This is a genomic window from Nocardia iowensis (assembly GCF_019222765.1).
Taxonomy (GTDB): Bacteria; Actinomycetota; Actinomycetes; order Mycobacteriales; family Mycobacteriaceae; genus Nocardia; species Nocardia iowensis.
Genome location: NZ_CP078145.1, coordinates 3,729,176 through 3,744,673, shown reverse-complemented (window position 1 = coordinate 3,744,673; position 15,498 = coordinate 3,729,176). Strand labels below are relative to the sequence as shown.

Annotated in this window: 14 protein-coding genes; 7 read left to right on the top strand and 7 right to left on the bottom strand. The window is 63.7% G+C overall.

The genetic code is table 11. The features are described from left to right. Window positions 1–29 precede the first annotated feature (29 nt). The 3 genes from KV110_RS17280 to KV110_RS17270 all read right to left on the bottom strand — a co-directional run bounded on the left by KV110_RS17280 (window position 30) and on the right by KV110_RS17270 (window position 2,666). Window positions 30–1,136, bottom strand: a complete 1,107-nt coding sequence (locus KV110_RS17280; protein ID WP_218477276.1) for a GAF domain-containing protein — start codon at window positions 1,134–1,136, stop codon at window positions 30–32. 189 nt (window positions 1,137–1,325) lie between these two features. Further along, window positions 1,326–2,216, bottom strand: a complete 891-nt coding sequence (locus KV110_RS17275) for an ROK family protein (protein ID WP_218477275.1) — start codon at window positions 2,214–2,216, stop codon at window positions 1,326–1,328. A gap of 3 nt (window positions 2,217–2,219) precedes the next feature. Beyond that, entirely contained in the window at window positions 2,220–2,666 is a 447-nt protein-coding gene (locus tag KV110_RS17270) for a hypothetical protein (protein WP_218477274.1), read from the bottom strand. A 211-nt stretch (window positions 2,667–2,877) separates the two neighbouring features. Here KV110_RS17270 and KV110_RS17265 point away from each other — a divergent pair, with 211 nt between their 5' ends. From KV110_RS17265 to KV110_RS17245, 5 genes are all read left to right on the top strand, one after another. Further along, window positions 2,878–3,549 (top strand): MerR family transcriptional regulator, encoded by a 672-nt coding sequence (locus KV110_RS17265; RefSeq protein ID WP_218477273.1) that lies wholly within the window; start codon window positions 2,878–2,880, stop codon window positions 3,547–3,549. Window positions 3,550–3,697: 148 nt separating this feature from the next. Further along, window positions 3,698–5,455, top strand: coding sequence for a non-ribosomal peptide synthetase (locus tag KV110_RS17260; protein ID WP_281427771.1), 1,758 nt, complete (start codon window positions 3,698–3,700; stop codon window positions 5,453–5,455). 3 nt (window positions 5,456–5,458) lie between these two features. Next, entirely contained in the window at window positions 5,459–6,649 is a 1,191-nt protein-coding gene (locus KV110_RS17255; protein ID WP_218477271.1) for a cytochrome P450, read from the top strand. 109 nt (window positions 6,650–6,758) lie between these two features. After that, window positions 6,759–7,817: a GTP 3',8-cyclase MoaA gene (moaA, locus tag KV110_RS17250; protein ID WP_218477269.1), complete on the top strand. Its 1,059-nt coding sequence runs from the start codon at window positions 6,759–6,761 to the stop codon at window positions 7,815–7,817. Then, window positions 7,810–8,052, top strand: coding sequence for a MoaD/ThiS family protein (locus KV110_RS17245; RefSeq protein ID WP_218477267.1), 243 nt, complete (start codon window positions 7,810–7,812; stop codon window positions 8,050–8,052). The genes moaA and KV110_RS17245 overlap by 8 nt, the downstream gene beginning before the upstream one ends. 8 nt (window positions 8,053–8,060) lie before the next feature. On the opposite strand, the gene KV110_RS17240 is transcribed toward KV110_RS17245, so the two are convergent. Further along, window positions 8,061–8,588 (bottom strand): WKL family lipoprotein, encoded by a 528-nt coding sequence (locus tag KV110_RS17240; RefSeq protein ID WP_246634743.1) that lies wholly within the window; start codon window positions 8,586–8,588, stop codon window positions 8,061–8,063. A 30-nt stretch (window positions 8,589–8,618) separates the two neighbouring features. Here KV110_RS17240 and KV110_RS17235 point away from each other — a divergent pair, with 30 nt between their 5' ends. Beyond that, window positions 8,619–11,021, top strand: a complete 2,403-nt coding sequence (locus KV110_RS17235) for a putative bifunctional diguanylate cyclase/phosphodiesterase (protein WP_218477265.1) — start codon at window positions 8,619–8,621, stop codon at window positions 11,019–11,021. A 129-nt stretch (window positions 11,022–11,150) separates the two neighbouring features. Here KV110_RS17235 and KV110_RS17230 read toward each other — a convergent pair whose 3' ends face one another. Then, window positions 11,151–12,308: a pyridoxal-dependent decarboxylase gene (locus tag KV110_RS17230; RefSeq protein WP_218477264.1), complete on the bottom strand. Its 1,158-nt coding sequence runs from the start codon at window positions 12,306–12,308 to the stop codon at window positions 11,151–11,153. Window positions 12,309–12,514: 206 nt separating this feature from the next. Here KV110_RS17230 and KV110_RS17225 point away from each other — a divergent pair, with 206 nt between their 5' ends. Beyond that, window positions 12,515–12,781: a hypothetical protein gene (locus KV110_RS17225; protein ID WP_218477263.1), complete on the top strand. Its 267-nt coding sequence runs from the start codon at window positions 12,515–12,517 to the stop codon at window positions 12,779–12,781. Window positions 12,782–12,959: 178 nt separating this feature from the next. Here KV110_RS17225 and KV110_RS17220 read toward each other — a convergent pair whose 3' ends face one another. Together KV110_RS17220 and KV110_RS17215 are read right to left on the bottom strand one after the other, a co-directional pair. Then, entirely contained in the window at window positions 12,960–14,408 is a 1,449-nt protein-coding gene (locus tag KV110_RS17220) for an amino acid permease (RefSeq protein WP_218478546.1), read from the bottom strand. Window positions 14,409–14,745: 337 nt separating this feature from the next. Continuing rightward, window positions 14,746–15,402 carry a hypothetical protein gene (locus KV110_RS17215; RefSeq protein WP_218477262.1) on the bottom strand — a complete coding sequence of 219 codons (657 nt, stop codon included), beginning with the start codon at window positions 15,400–15,402 and terminating at the stop codon, window positions 14,746–14,748. Between the last annotated feature and the right edge of the window lie 96 nt (window positions 15,403–15,498).

Genomic DNA, 15,498 nt, shown 5'->3' with positions numbered 1-15,498 from the left:
ATTCTCACCTTTGGGGATATTCACCGGGTTTACTTGATCCGGCAAGCTAATGAATGCCGCAGCTGCTCGTCGTAGCCGATCTGCGGCTGGCGATTCGATGCCAACTCATTGCGCGTCAGGTCCAGGCTCGCAACACTGTCGGCGACACGAACGAATTGTGCGATGGAAAGTTCCCGGTTCGAGAATCCCGGATACGGGTAGAGCAGCATCGAAGTCGGGGTGTATTCGCCCGCGTAGTTGAGAACACGGACGGTGATCCTCGTGGTGTCGCCCGTTCTGGGTCCGTGAGCGAGTTCGATCAGCCGGCCTCGATCCTCCGGATGGAATACGTCCACCGGTCGGAACAAGTAGTCCCACCGCACCCATGGGGCCGGATCGGTGAGCCAATGCGTGATACTGGTATGCGCGAGCTGAACGATCGCCAGATAGGTGCCTGCTCGGCGGTGCGCTTCCCGCAATCCGACGCGCTCCAGCGTCGGGCAAACCGGCGGCAGGTTGTCCGACCGGATCTGTTCGAACAGCAACCACGCACCCCGCTGCCCGTCCTCGTCCCGTGCGCAGATGGTAACGCGCCACAGCGCCGGGCGCGCCGAGGCGAACACCACGACGACGTCGTGTTGGAAGCGGTCACCCGCCCGAGGGTCATAGAGCAGGTCGAGCAACTCAGCATGCCGGTCGAACATCGGTATCCGCTGAAAGAGCTCGGCGAGCGACATTCTCGGCACGTATTCTTCCGCCGCCACACCACACAGCCGGGTGATGCCACTCGGTTGTGCAACGGTCTGGGCGTCCAGGTCCCAGATGCCGCCGACGGCGGGCCGCAATTCGGGAATCGGTACGTCGGCGGGGCCGAGCCACAGACGTACGGCATGCACCGCCCCCGTCGGCCCGTACACCGGCCGCACCTTCAGCAGGTGCGGGCCCGATGCGGTCGGCATCACGAAGTCCACGTCAGTCGCCCTGTCCCGCGCCGAACGGAGGATGTCGAGGATGTCCCCGGTGTTAAGGCAGTCGTAGATGGCGGGCATCTTCGTCAGCAGCCGTTGTAGGACACGATGCACGCTGGAGAAGTCTCGGGCCGAATCGCCGACCGAAACCACCGACATGAAACCCGGCGTCAAGGTTTCTATCGTCATCCACGGGATCACTTGCGCAACTTCTCCCATCGCACGTGCCTCTGGCCGCTCGTCGACTTCGCCGATTTCGCGACCCATTGCGCCATTGGACGTAGTTTAGTGTACCGCTAAATAGCGGTACACTAAATGGCGAGTTGACCTTCAGAACCGCGCCCGACAATGAGCATCAGCTGGTGCGCGGACAGCGGCTCAGTCTTGCGTCGATACGGCGAGAACCCCAGCCCCCGCCAATATCCCCGCATCCCCTAGTCTCGACGGCACCGCTCGCAGTCCAGGCAAGAAACTGAGCTTGGCGTGCGCCGCGACCGCCTCGCCGAGCGGATCCCACAGCGCGGGACCGGATCCGGCGAGCGAGCCCCCTACTACCGCGAGATCGACATCGAGCAGGGCAGCCATCGATGCGATCGCCTGCCCCAGCGCCGTGCCCGCGCGCCCGACCGCGTCCACCGCGATCTGGTCACCCGCCGTGGCCGCCGCGGCGAGGGCAGGCACCGAAGTCCCGGCCCATCCGCGTTCCCGGGCCCAGCGAATCGCGGACAGCCCGCCCGCCACTGCCTCCAGACACCCGTGCCCACCGCACTCGCACCTCTCGTCGAAGCCGGATACGAGCACATGACCCATATGGCCTGCGTTTCCAGTGCGGCCTACCACCACAAACCCGCCGATCATGGCGCCACCGGTGACGTGCGTCGAGACATCGAGTACGACCGCGTCCATCACTTCGCGGGTCGCACCGAATTGCCGTTCGGCCAGTGCGCGGCACACGCCGTCCAAAGCGAGCCGAACCTCTGCTGCCGGAAATACTTTGCGCACCGCCTCGGCGATGCCGAACCCCGTACGCCACTCCGGCACGTCGACTGTCGCCACCATGCCTGCGCCCATGTCGATAGGTCCTGCGGCGGCGATGCCGACGCCGGTTATCTCGCCCGGATCGGCGACGTCGAGCAGCAGCTCGCGGCACCGCTCCCAGGCCGCACGATCGGGTACCGGAATCTGGGCTACATCATCGACGCCGATGTCCTCGGCCACCCGACAGGCGGCGAATCTGGTCGCGCCGATCTCCAGAGCCAGCAGCGTCATGAATCAATCACCGCCGGTTCCCGTTGGTCGCAGCGGGCGGCCGAGGATGAGCTGCCGCTGCGGGGCGACGGGAGGTTCCACGTGGTCGGGCCGGGGTCCAGTGTGGATGATCTGCAACGGCCGCTTGTGGTCCATCGGCGTCTTGCGGTAGCGGTCCAGGTTGCCGACAACATTGCCGGCCGCGTCATATGGCACGCCAGCCCAGATCATTGCCCTCGGGCTGCTGCCGCTGGCGATCAGCGCCTCCGCCGTCTCACCGCACTCCGCGAGCAGCGGACAACCTTGGCAGATCTGGATGGCGGCTCGCCATGTGTCCGGCGATCCGACATCGAGGTCCCAGTCATCGGGAAAGTCGGCACACGGCGGCCGCCGTACCGATTTGGTGGGAATGGAAGAAATCGTCGCCGGCGCTGGATCCGGTTCCAGCCGACGAGTCCGTATTGCGTTCATTGCCGCCTCCGGGAAAGCCGAAGCACGCGCCAATCGTGCGTGCCCCATAGTCGGGCTCATCAGGGCTGCTCGACAGTCCCCGGAAGCCAGCTGTGAAAGCTGGTCCTCGCACGTTAACTGACGATTGTCCGCGCGGCAAGCATCAATGCCGCTATGTGACGGCACGTTTATCTACGGTTCATATTTCGTGATCTATGGCAACCTGGTGGGTATGGCTGGTGACGCGGAGTACACAATCGACGAACTGGCGCGAGTGGCCGAGACGACAGTGCGGAGCGTCCGCGTCTACCACGAACGCGGGCTGCTCCCCTCGCCCGAAGTGCGCGGGCGGATCGGCTACTACGGGGCCGACCATCTGCATCGGCTCCAGACGATCAGCCGCCTGCTCAGCCGGGGCATGCAGCTGAACGGGATTCGGGAACTGCTCGATGCCTGGGACCGCGGCGATGGCTTGGCCACGGTTCTCGGTGTCCCGGAGCCGGAACCACCCGTCCCCGTAGAGGTCGCAAACGCACCAACCCCCGCCGCCGAGCCGGTGGTCCCAGCCCCAGCGAGCTTCCCGGCTACGTCACGCCCCATAGACTGGAGCACCACCCCGCGTTGTGCCGACCTGGCCGCTCGGCTAGTCGACACAGGACTCGCGGCCGAGGACGCGCGCCGACTGCTCGAGCGACTACGTGCGGATTGTGACCGCATCGCCGACGAGTACAGTTCCCCACTGTTCTGGAGCCTAGCCAGGCAGGCCTACGAGCGCTCGGACCGCGCTCCTGAGGCAGAGGCCAGGCTCGAGACCGACCTGGCTATAGCCCGGCTGATCGTCACCAGAGCCGCGGCCGAGCTGATCGACCAGGCCTTTGGGCGCTACGCAGAACCAACCGCGTGATCGTTTCGCAAAGGAAACCAGGCGTGACCCGGTCAACTCGTCCGAGCCGTTCGCCGCCGGGCATTTCAACACGCATGACACGACACTGTTCCCATGCCTGGCGACAACCCGGAAGAATCCCGAACGGTTCGGTTTTAGCGTTAAAAGAGTGCAAACTCCTGACGGGAAGCCACAGCAGGCACCAGGTGGATGCTGGTTGCGACGGTTCGACAAACGGGTCGCGGCGTCGCCAGACCAGGTTGCGCTGGTGGCAGACGGTTGGCGGCTGACATACCACGAGCTGCACGACTGGGTCGGCCGCGTTTGCGCTGAACTGACGCGAGCCGGTGTGACCAAGCAGGATGCGATTGCCGTGGTGGTGCCAGACGGTCGCAGTCCGTACACCACGGCCGCAATGCTCGCCATATGGCGACTCGGTGCCGTGTACGTGCCTATGACAGCGGACCAACCGGTCGAGCGAACACGAGCTGCGCTCACGACCTGCGCGGTGCGGGTGGCAGTGCTGGAGCCGGGGGAATTACCGCCGCACCTGCCAGACGGCGTCGAAACGCACACACTGCCGTACCCCGGCGAAGCCGACACTACCGCTCCGGATCTGGGTAGGTATCCGAATCCGGAGGACGTGGCGTACATAATTTTCACCGCCGGATCAACTGGCACGCCCAAGTGCGTCGCGGTGCCGCATCGCGGCATCACCGCCATGGGCGACGCCACCGCCCGGGCGCTGGAGCTCGGCCCCGGCGCACGCATGCTGCAGTTTTCCGCCGCCACTTTCGACGCCTCGATCGCCGAGGTCACCTCGACCCTCGGGTCGGGTGCGACCGCGGTCTTCGTCGAGCACGAGCGGCTCACCGATGGCGCGAGCATCGCAGAAGTCTTTGTCACACAGAACATCACGCACGCGATCCTGGGGCCATCGGTGCTGGCTGCCATTCCGGAACGCCAGATGCCGCAGGGACTACGACTCATCGTCGCCGGCGAGCCGGCCAACGCCCCGGTGATCGCGGAATGGAGCGTGCGCCACCACATCGTGAATTCCTATGGGCCGACCGAAACAACGGTCTGCGCCACCATCAGTGATCCGCTGGTGGACGTCGCGCGCCATGTTCCGATCGGCCGCGCGATCGATGGCACTCGGCTACGCATCGTCGACAACGAGGGCAGAGACGTACCGGCTGGCAATGTCGGCGAGCTGTGGATCGGCGGCCTCGGTGTCGCGAACGGCTATGTCGGCCTGCCCCGGGAGTCCGCGGCCGCGTTCGTCGACCATGCGCAGACCGGCGAACGGTTCTACCGCTCGGGAGATCTGGTATGGCAGCTGCCCGATGGGCAGCTCGAGTTCGTCGGCCGGATGGACCGGCGAATCAAACTGCGGGGCAGGCGGATCGAACCAGGCGAGATCGAAGCCGTCGCGGTCCGCCATCCAGATGTCCGCCAGTGTGCCGTGGTCGCGACCGACGCTCAGCTGGTGTGCTTCGTCGTGACCGCGGGTGAGGTCAGCGGGGGCGAGATTCGTCGCTTCCTGGCGGAGCGCCTACTCCGCTATATGCAGCCCGACCGCGTACACGTGCTTGCCCAGATGCCACGCACACCACACGGCAAAGTCGACTATCGCTCCTTGACAGCCTCAGCAAAACAGCACGGCAGGGCCCGACCGGCACCGGCCACGATGACGCCGATCGAACATTTGCTGTGCGGCCTATTCGCGGAGACCCTCGACCTACCCCGATTTCATCCCGATGACAGCTTTTTCGATCTCGGCGGCGAATCGATGCTCGCGACCCGGCTGGCCCGGCGGATCAAGGGTGAATTCGGAGTAGCCGTGACGATGCGCATGCTGCTCGACGCGGAATCGCCTGCCGCGCTTGCAGCCCTTTTCTCGGCGCGGAACCAACATGGTGAATGAGCCGTGATCGCACTGGACCTGGATCTCACCGAGCCTCTGGTTCACGCGCGCGCCGATATGGCAGAGTTCTGGCGCATCCAGCGGCGGCACCGGCCGATCTTCTGGCAGCCGGGTACGGCCGCCGCCTCAGGCTTCTGGGTTGTTTGCGGCTACCATGCAGCGGCGGGCATCTACCGCGATCATGTTCGGTTCACCTCTCAACGAGGAAACGTACTGCTCACGCTGCTTGCGGGCGGAGACAGCGCGGCTGGCGACATGCTCGCGGTCACCGACCCGCCGAGGCACACCGTGCTGCGTCGGCTGCTGACTCCAGCGCTGTCACGGAAGGCCTTGTGCGCTCTAGCCAATCCCATTCGCGACCGCACCCGGCGACTGTTGTCCGACCGTGTCGGTACCGGCCCCTTCGACTTCGCCCGCGAGGTCGCTTCCCGCATCCTGATATACACGATCTGCGATCTGCTCGGCATAGCCGAGCGCGACCACGAATTGCTCGTCACGCTCACCAAGCAGGCCCTCGGCTCCGAAGACGCGGCGCAGCCGCGGATCGACGCCATGGCCGCACGCCAAGAGATCTTGCTCTGCTTGCTCGAACTCGTGCAAGAACAGCGACGTCAACCCGCAGGGGGTCTCGTTTCGGCGCTGATCGCCGAAACCTTCGAGGGTGCGCCCCTTACCGACGACCAGATCGTCACCAATTGCTACAGCATGATTTTGGGCGGTGACGAAACGAGCCGACTAATCCTGACCAACACAGCACAGGCATTCGTCGCCGACCCGAGCCTGTGGGATGCCTTCGGTGAGGTCACCGATCTCCCCACCGCGGTCGAGGAGATCCTCCGATGCTTCGCCCCGACAATGCATTTCGGACGCGTTGCGCGCACCGACGTCGAACTGCCCGGCGCCGACATCGCGGCGGGCGACATTGTCACTCTGTGGAACATCTCCGCCAACCGCGACGAATCCCGCTTCCCCAGCCCGGATACGGTCCGGTTCGACCGAAAGCCCAACCCGCACTTGTCCTTCGGGTTCGGGCCACACCACTGCGTCGGCGCCCACCTGGCCCGGCTCGAGATCGGCATAGTCCTGGACGAACTGCGTGGCGTGACCCGCGTCATCAGACCCGCTGGCACACCTCGACCGTTGTACTCGAACTTCCTGCACGGCTATGCGACGCTGCCGATCGAGCTCGCATGAACGAGCCGAATCGGCTTACCGACGCACCCACGGCGAGGTCGAGTACCTCACTGGGACGGCGAAGTGAAACACCGACCTCCCACGGTTGATAAGGCAAGAGAATGAGTTTATGACGCTAGTCGAGATGGGAATCCCTGCCGTACGAGCTGGGCTGCCCTCGCTCGACGGCCGCCCCGACACTCCGTTCTTGGTCGACCGCTTCGGGCGAGTGGCACGCGATCTGCGTGTGTCGATCACCGAGAAGTGTTCGCTCCGATGTACCTACTGCATGCCAGAGGAGGGTTTGCCGCAGATTCCGCGCGCCGAACGGTTGACGGTGGCCGAGATCGTCCGATTGATCAGCCTAGCTGTGCGCGAGCTCGGCGTGCGAGAAGTCCGATTCACCGGCGGCGACCCGCTGATGCGTCGCGACCTCGAGCAGATCATCGCGGGCTGCCACGAGCGGCTGCCCGACACACCGCTGGCCATGACGACCAACGGCGTTGGCCTGGAACATCGTGCGAAAGGACTGGCGGAGGCAGGTTTGAACCGGGTGAATGTCTCGCTCGACACCATCGATCGCGCGGCTTTCGCCATGCTCACCCGCCGCGACAGGCGCGACTCTGTGCTGGCCGGTATCCGGGCCGCGCGGCTCGCCGGCCTGGCCCCAATCAAGGTGAACGCGGTTCTGATGCGGCAAACCCTTTCCGGTGCAACGGATCTGCTGGGATGGTGTATCGCTGAGGACTGCCGGTTGCGCTTCATCGAAGAGATGCCGCTCGATGCCGGCCGCGAATGGGCCCGCGCCAGTATGGTCACCGCCGCCGAATTGCTCGATGTCCTCGGCACCCGCTTCACGCTCACCGCCATCGAGCGCTCCGATCCGACATCGCCCGACGAGACATGGCTCGTCGACGGTGGACCCGCCACCGTCGGCATCATCGCATCGGTGACCCGCAATTTCTGTGCCGACTGTGACCGCACTCGGCTCACCGCCGAAGGCAGGCTGCGCTCCTGTCTGTTCAGCGACGAAGAATTCGACCTGCGCGATGCCATGCGCGGGGGTGCTTCCGACGACGAACTCGCCACGATCTGGCGGGCATCCATGTGGCAAAAATGGGCGGGCCATGGCATCAACGCCGCGGATTTCGTTCCACCACAACGCACGATGGGAGCCATCGGTGGTTGAAGTCCGCTACTTCGCCGCAATCGCCGAGGCCACCGGCAGAGACCGCGAGCTCATCGATCTCCCGCTCGGCGCCACCGTCGCCGATCTCCGCTACACCCTGGCCGAGTCCTACGGTCCGAAGCTCGCCGAGATGCTCGGCTACTGCGCGTACCTGGTCGGCGACGAACTCACCCGTGACCCGAGCACCGAACTGACTCTCCGAGTGGACGTGCTCCCACCATTTGCTGGCGGGTGACCATCTTCTCATTCCTGGCAGGCATCGGACTCTATTTCGGCACTTTTGACGACATTGCAGGCAAAGGTGCGGCCAATCTTCCATCCGTCGTCTTCGGAGACGAAGGATATACAGGAGATGAAGACAGGGGATCCGCCGATGGTGAGCTTGGCGTCGGCCTTGAGTTTGCCGTCTTTGGGGTCCTGGACGTCGATGACCTCGAACTTGGCGTTCTGCTTCTTGGCAGCGTCAACGAGGTTGGCGACCAGATGCGGATCCCGCTCGGCAGCCTGGATCCAACCGACCTTTACCGCATCCGGCACGTTGGGGTCCAAAGCTTTGGTGAGGCGGTCGTTGAGCTGCTGCACCGATGGCTTCGCCAGTACCGTCGAAGACGATGGCGGGGGCGGGGAGGGCCCGGCCTTCTTGTCGCTGTCATCCTGCGGTTCATCAGATCTGTTATCGGCGTTGGCCGTGGTGCACGGCGACGAGGTGTCCTTGTAGTTCGAGATGCAGGCGCTGAGGCTAGCTGCGGCGGCACTGAGGACCATGGCCATCACAGTTCGGAACGTACGGTGTTTCACGATGTGTCCTATACCAGTGTTTCAACCCGATTGCCTCGGAGCGCTTCTCAGCCGCGGGAACAGCGGTTAGCTGACGCATCTCCTCGTTCGGAGTGCGAATCTGGTTGGCCTATCGGATCATCCGCAGGGTCGGCACAGCCTTGGAACAAGCGGGCCCGTCGACCCTTACGTCAAATCCGACCTTTTCCACAGGGGAATACTCCCGGTGATGTTGATCCCTTCCCAATGCTGGGGCTAGCAAATCCCAAGGCCATTGCCCAAATACCTAAAATCAAGCCTTATGGTGTGGGAAGCCAGGGGAATTCACGATTCAGGAATCTCCATGCCAACCCACCTGAACGGTGGGCCGCCGTCCTCGACACCGGGTCTCGCGACCGCATTGTGCCCATGAGCTCCAGCGATGTGCGCGCGTTCCTGGCCGAGCTGGCGGAGAAACTGGAGGCGGCAGTCGAAGGCATGGATCCGGCAGATCGGGTCGCCGAGCTCGGCGCGGAACTGGCCGACTCGCATTTTGCCGGTGATGAGGTGCTCGGGCGCAGTATAGCCGTTCTGAATGCGCATCTCGCAGCGGCGGGCAAGGCGCCGTCGCGCGTGGCCGAGTTGATGAATGCCTTCACGACGGGCTATCTACGCACTTTCCGGGACTGGCTGCTCGACGAACAGGAGAGCGTCCGGGCTGCCGATATCGCTGCCCGACGCAAGGTGGAGGAGCAACTACGCGCCAGCGAGGCTCGTTTGCGGGCCGTGTTCTCCCAAGCCGGCGTAGGCACCGGACTTTCGGACATGACGGGGCGGATCATCGAGGTCAACAACGCGTTCGCCAGCATGCTCGGCTACCGGCCCGAGGAAGTGTTCGAGATGTCGGTCACCGATCTTACGCATCCCGAAGACCTTCCGGGCATGTGGGATACATATGCGGCGCTGCTGCGCGGCCAGGACGACCACGTACAACAGGAGAAGGCGTACCGGCACCGCGACGGCCATACGGTGTGGACCAACATCAACGTTTCTCTCATCCGCGACGACTACGGGCAACCGCAATACACGCTCATGCTGGTGGAGGACATCTCCGACCGCCGCGCGCTGCGCGAACGACTGCATTACCGCGCGCATCACGATCAGCTGACCGGTCTGGCGAACCGCTCCCGGTTCTTCGACGTGCTCGCCGGTGCACTCGCCGATCCCAACGCCCGGGTCGGTCTCTGCTACGTCGACCTCGACCACTTCAAGGTCGTCAACGACACCTTCGGCCACATGGTCGGCGACGAACTACTGGTGCAGGCTGCGGCCCGCCTACGCGCCTGTCTCACCGGACCCGACCAACTGGTGGCACGAATGGGCGGCGACGAATTCGTCATCCTCCTCCCGCATTCCGGCGGTGCCCAAAAACTGCGCCGCCTGGCTGCAGCCGTACTCCGAACATTCCACCGGCCCTTCGAAATTCACAACCATCGCCTGTCCGTGTCAGTCAGCATCGGCGTGATGGAGGAGCACGTATCGCGCACCAACGCGACTGAACTGCTCCAGGCTGCCGATACCACCATGTACTGGGCTAAAACCGCCGGACGCGACCGCTACGCGATGTTCGACGCCGCTCGTGGCCGACGCGAGCACACCCGGGCCGAGCTGACGGCTGCGATGCCCGTCGCCCTCAGCCGCGGGGAGTTCGTTGTCGACTACCAGCCAATCGTCTCGCTCGGCGACGGCCGGATGGTCGCTGTCGAGGCGCTCGTCCGCTGGCAGCACCCGGATCTCGGAATCCTGGCACCCGCGCGGTTCATCGATCTTGCCGAAGACAACGGGCACATCCGAACGCTTGGTGCCCACGTCCTGGAGCGCGCCTGTCGGTGCAGCAGGCGTTGGCACGACGAGTACTCCGACCTGACGCCGATCGTCAGCGTCAATGTTTCCGCTGTCGAAGTAGCCGACCCCGATTGGCTGCAACGCGTGCGGCAGATCATCGCCGACACTGACGTAGACCCGAGCTGGCTGCAATTGGAGCTGACCGAACGGGCCTTGATGCAAACCACCGGTCGGCCACTGCGAGCGCTGCACCAACTCGCCGAGACCGGCGTCCACATCGCCATCGACGACTTCGGCACCGGCTACTCCAATTTGGCTTACCTCAGCCAGCTACCCCTCGACGTGGTCAAACTCGCCGGTCCGTTCATCCATCACATCCGCGACGACGGCACCGCAAGGCGCGCAGACATGCTCATCCTAGAGGCGATCATCAAACTGGCACACGCACTCCGCTTGAGCGTTACCGCCGAATACGTCGAAACTCGCCACCAAGTCGAAGTGCTTCGCGACCTCGGCTCCGACACCGCCCAGGGCAAGTACTTCTACGATCCGGTATCCGCGGATAAGTTGGCGTCCCTGCTCGCCACCGCTGAGCCCGGGTAGACGAGCCCCCTGCCGATCGTTCTCACGTTTCCGAACGACGCAGATCAATAGCCGCGTGTGCGGAGACCAACGCTGATTCGCAAACCTACCGGTTCGGGTGACTGCGGGCGGCCCCAGCAGCCATTCGACTCAGCGCCCGTTGTTCCCCGGCGCATTTGACCGATTCGCCCAGCGACCTTTGAAGAATCGGCGGTTGCGCACCACATCGCCGCAGAGTTCATCAATCACCCGCTTGCTCACATGCGGCAAGGTGATTATCCGGGCCCGGCCGTACTCGGTGGCCAAATGGTACTTGCGGCAGATCCAGTCGGCGGGTTGAGTGAACACGACCGTGATCGAATCCGGGTACAGCACTGGACGCAAACCGACGTCGGCCAATTTCTTCGCCGCGTATTGGGCCATATCGAACGCCTTGCTCGCGTTCAGCGCCAACCCGGCCTCGCCCTTCGAAGCCAACGCGTGCCACAGCATTACACTGGCGAACCCGCTGCAGGCGCCGCCCGAAACCGATTCGGCAGCAACGAGATCGGAGCGACCCAGAGCTACCGCACACGGCATGGGCAGGCCGAGCCCCTGATGCATGCTCACCGCAACGCTTCCCACCTCGTCCACCGCGAAACCCCAAGTTTCTTGGCTCGTCGTGAAAGGCATGAGCAGGCCACCGAGTGAAGCGTCGACATGTACATAGACCGACCCCGTCGGCGATGCGGCAGCGACGATGGCCTCGACATCGTCGATCGCTCCGGTCTTCCAAGTACCGATGTTCGCGACGACCACACAGCCATGCCCTGCGTCCCGCCAGCATTGCCGGGCTAGGGCATTGGTGTCGATACGTCCTCTTCTGTCGCACGCGAGCACGACGAGCTTCTTGCGCATCAACCGCGCGCACATCTCTATCGATCGATGTGCTGCTTCGCTACAATAGATTTTGGCATCGGGCAGTAGCGTACATCCGCGATCGAGCCCGAACCGGTTGGCTTCGCTGCCATTGTTGGCGACATACCCGCCCACCCCGTCGGGACTCCCGTTGGCGAGCCGCGCCATGAAGTCCACCACCGCCCGCTCCATCGCATCGGGCTCATCATCGCGATATGAGCCGTTGTCGGCGAAGACATCCAAAAGTCCGGCCAACCTGCTGAATGTGAAGTCGAGATTCACTGGAAAACCGAGCATGTATGGCCGCTCGGCGTGCAGATCCGAGACGAGATCATTGAGGTGACAGAGCAAGTCCTCCTCTGCACGCCTAGTTTTCTCGATTCGAAGTCGGCCGGGGACTGGAACGCTCATCTACACCGCCTACCCGGCGAATACGCCGACCACCCGTAAACCACTGCCATTCCCCGCAGACGATAGCAACGGCATCGTAGACGCCCATCCTTCCCAGCCCCGGGGACTCCGGCCGCGACACCGTAACATCGGCTTCGCCTTCGGCCTCCCAACCCTGCAGCCTGTCGGCGAGGCCGAAGGCCTCGCGCCGAACGGAAGCGAACCCGATGGACAATATCGAAGGTCAGATGCACAAGGCCCTGCGAATTACCGACCTGTTGGCCGGAATTCGGGGATGTGCGTGGTCGGACGACTGCAGCGTGGCGATCCGAACGGACTACTGTGGACGAATTACCGATCTGTACCTCACCGCCCACGCGCTGCAATATGAACCAGAACGACTCGCCGCCATCATCATCGAATGTCAGGGCGCAGCGCTGGCAGACGCCGCGATGGAAGCGGAACAACTATTGGAGCAGTCTCCCGACCAGTGATGGAATACCTCCGCGCGCAGGCCTGACATCAGCTTCGAGTGTTGTCGGCCTATCCACCAAACTTGAAAATGTTGCGTTGGAACACCATGCAGCCGTTCAGTTTCTGGACGGCTGCGTGTCGACAATTCGCGATTTTCGGCACCTAGCGGTCGGTAGGTAACCACAGGCATACCCGCGATTACGGTGTCGGCTTTTGCAGCGGCGAGCGGTGGCGACTGTACAGGAAGTAGATGCCGAAGCCGACTATCATCCAGACTACGAACCGGATCCAGGTTTCGACCGACAGATTGAGCATCAGCCACAGTGCGGCCAGCGCGGCCAGGACCGGAATCAGCGGCACCCACGGGACGCGGAACCCGCGTGGAAGGTCGGGGCGGGTCCGGCGCAACACCAGGACACCGATCGCCACCAACATGAACGCGAACAACGTACCGATGTTGACCATCTCCGTCAGCGTGCCGAAGTCGACGAAACCCCCGAGCACGGCACACACCACGGCGACGATGACGGTGATTCGCACCGGTGTGCCGTGCTTGCCGGTGTGCGCGAGCCTGCGCGGCAGCAAACCGTCGCGCGACATTGCGAACAACACCCGGGTCTGCCCGAGCAGGTTGATCATTACGACGGTAGAGAGTCCGGCCAGCGCACCGACGGAGATGATGGTCTTCGCCCATGTCGCTCCGTGCACCGCGAAAGCCGTTGCCAACGTGGCGTTCTCACCGGACAGCTCGGTGTAGGGCACCATGCCGGTGAGCACAAGCGACACCGCGACATAGAGCACGGTGACAATGACGAGGGAACCGATGATGCCACGCGGCAACGCACGCTGCGGGTCTTTGGTCTCTTCGGCCGCAGTAGCCACGGTATCGAAGCCGATGAACGCGAAAAACACCAGGCTGGCGGCGGCGAGAAGCCCGTACCAGCCGAAGGTGCTGTGCCCCGCGCCGGTGAGGAAGGAAAACAGCGACTGACGCATGCCTTCGCCCTCGTCACCGGGCTGCGACGGCGGAATGTAAGGCGTCAGATTCTTCGAATCGAAGTAAGTCATGCCGACTACCAGCACGAGCGCGATCACCGCCAGCTTGACAGCCACCGCGACCGCGGACACTCGCGAGGACAGTTTGGTGCCGGTGGCAAGCAGGACGCCGAGCACCGCGATGAGAACAACCGCGCCCCAGTCGAACTCGATTGAACCGGCATGCAGCACAGGTGGCCGGCCAATCAGCTCACCGAGGTACTGCGACCAACCCTTGGCCACTACGGAGACCGTGAGTCCGAACTCGAGTATCAGGTCCCAACCGATGACCCAGGCGATCAGTTCACCAAACGTCGCGTAGGAGAACGTGTAGGCGCTGCCTGCAACCGGCAAGGTCGAAGCGAACTCCGCGTAGCACAGCGCGGTCAGCGCGCACGCGATGGCGGACAGTACGAACGCGAGCGAAACCGACGGTCCTGCAACGGTTCCCACGGTCCGTGCGGTGATGGTGAAGATTCCCGCCCCGATCACCACCGCGACGCCGAAGATGATGAGGTCCCACGTGCCCAAGTCCTTGCGGAGCTTGGAATCCGGGTCGTCGGTGTCACGAATCGACTGCTCGATGGACTTCGTCCGAAAAAGACTGCTCATCCGGGTTCGCACGTTGGCGGTCGCCACACTATCTCCTCTTTTTCCGACGGTAACACCGTCGCTTGGATACGCCCGGGGACCTCATCGAACCGCCGGGAATCAGCGGCGATGACACCTGTTCCTGCGTCGCCACCGCCCTGCCGGTAGTGGTCCAACGGGCAACCCATCGCCGATCACTGAATCGCCGTCAGAGTATCGGCGGGCCGCGCCGCGCATATCAGCTCACCTTCCCACCAGTGGAGATAGTCGGCGACATGCTGAGTCGTCTCGCGCCTCGTGAGAACATCCACGGCTGGCCCCGCCGATTCGATTTTCCGTGTCGGTTGAACGAACAGGCTCAGAGCTTTGCGACACAGATGACGAAACGCCGCTGGTCGTAGACGATGCCGCGATCACCAGACGGACAACTGTTGACGTCAGTGGTGGCATTCAGGACGTCCACAACCTTCACCCGATTTCCGCCGGGGACGCAGTCGACCCGCTTGGCGCCATCGTTCAGCTCCATACAGGCACCGACCATCCAGTCGATGTCTAGGCATACAGCTCCACGCTCGGTCCCGTGCGACTTGTCCGCATCGCTGGGGCACACACTGCCGTCAGCGGTCACATCGACCACCTTGTAAATGGAACCCCCACCGCCGCAAGCGACTTTCTCGAGCGTCGCACCGACCCCCACGCATTCACCGACACTCACCTCTGGAGTCCGCGGCCTGGTCACCGAGATCGCGGTCTTGGCGAAATCGACGCGCGAACCCTGGGTGAGTGGCGGTCCGTCTGTCGAGGACGGAATTTCCGTCAGCGGCGGTGCGGCGGCGCCGGTTGCCGCTGTACCCGCAACGTCGGGCGCGGGTACATCCGTTGTTGTTGCCGTGCTGCTCTCTTCGGTGCTACGAGACTTCTCGGCGAGCGTGGAGAAACACGCGGCCGCCATAAGTCCCGTCAGAACCATTATCGCGGCCAAGCCGAGGCAGGCGGCGATCATACGGCGTACCATGCGCCGTCCTTTCAGGTCTGTCACAAAGGTTTTGCGAGTTCGAATTCATTGGTGGCGAATGCCTTCCGAAGTGGGCAGGCGTGCCAGGGCACGTCT

Coding starts and splice junctions, on each gene's coding strand:
- KV110_RS17275 (WP_218477275.1), bottom strand. CDS start 2,216: ATGACGCTGCTGGCTCTGGAGATCGGCGCGACCAGATTCGCCGCCTGT.
- KV110_RS17240 (WP_246634743.1), bottom strand. CDS start 8,588: ATGGCCATGGTCCTCAGTGCCGCCGCAGCTAGCCTCAGCGCCTGCATC.
- KV110_RS17270 (WP_218477274.1), bottom strand. CDS start 2,666: ATGAACGCAATACGGACTCGTCGGCTGGAACCGGATCCAGCGCCGGCG.
- KV110_RS17265 (WP_218477273.1), top strand. CDS start 2,878: ATGGCTGGTGACGCGGAGTACACAATCGACGAACTGGCGCGAGTGGCC.
- KV110_RS17215 (WP_218477262.1), bottom strand. CDS start 15,402: ATGGTACGCCGTATGATCGCCGCCTGCCTCGGCTTGGCCGCGATAATG.
- moaA (WP_218477269.1), top strand. CDS start 6,759: ATGACGCTAGTCGAGATGGGAATCCCTGCCGTACGAGCTGGGCTGCCC.
- KV110_RS17220 (WP_218478546.1), bottom strand. CDS start 14,408: ATGAGCAGTCTTTTTCGGACGAAGTCCATCGAGCAGTCGATTCGTGAC.
- KV110_RS17225 (WP_218477263.1), top strand. CDS start 12,515: ATGGACAATATCGAAGGTCAGATGCACAAGGCCCTGCGAATTACCGAC.
- KV110_RS17280 (WP_218477276.1), bottom strand. CDS start 1,136: ATGACGATAGAAACCTTGACGCCGGGTTTCATGTCGGTGGTTTCGGTC.
- KV110_RS17230 (WP_218477264.1), bottom strand. CDS start 12,308: ATGAGCGTTCCAGTCCCCGGCCGACTTCGAATCGAGAAAACTAGGCGT.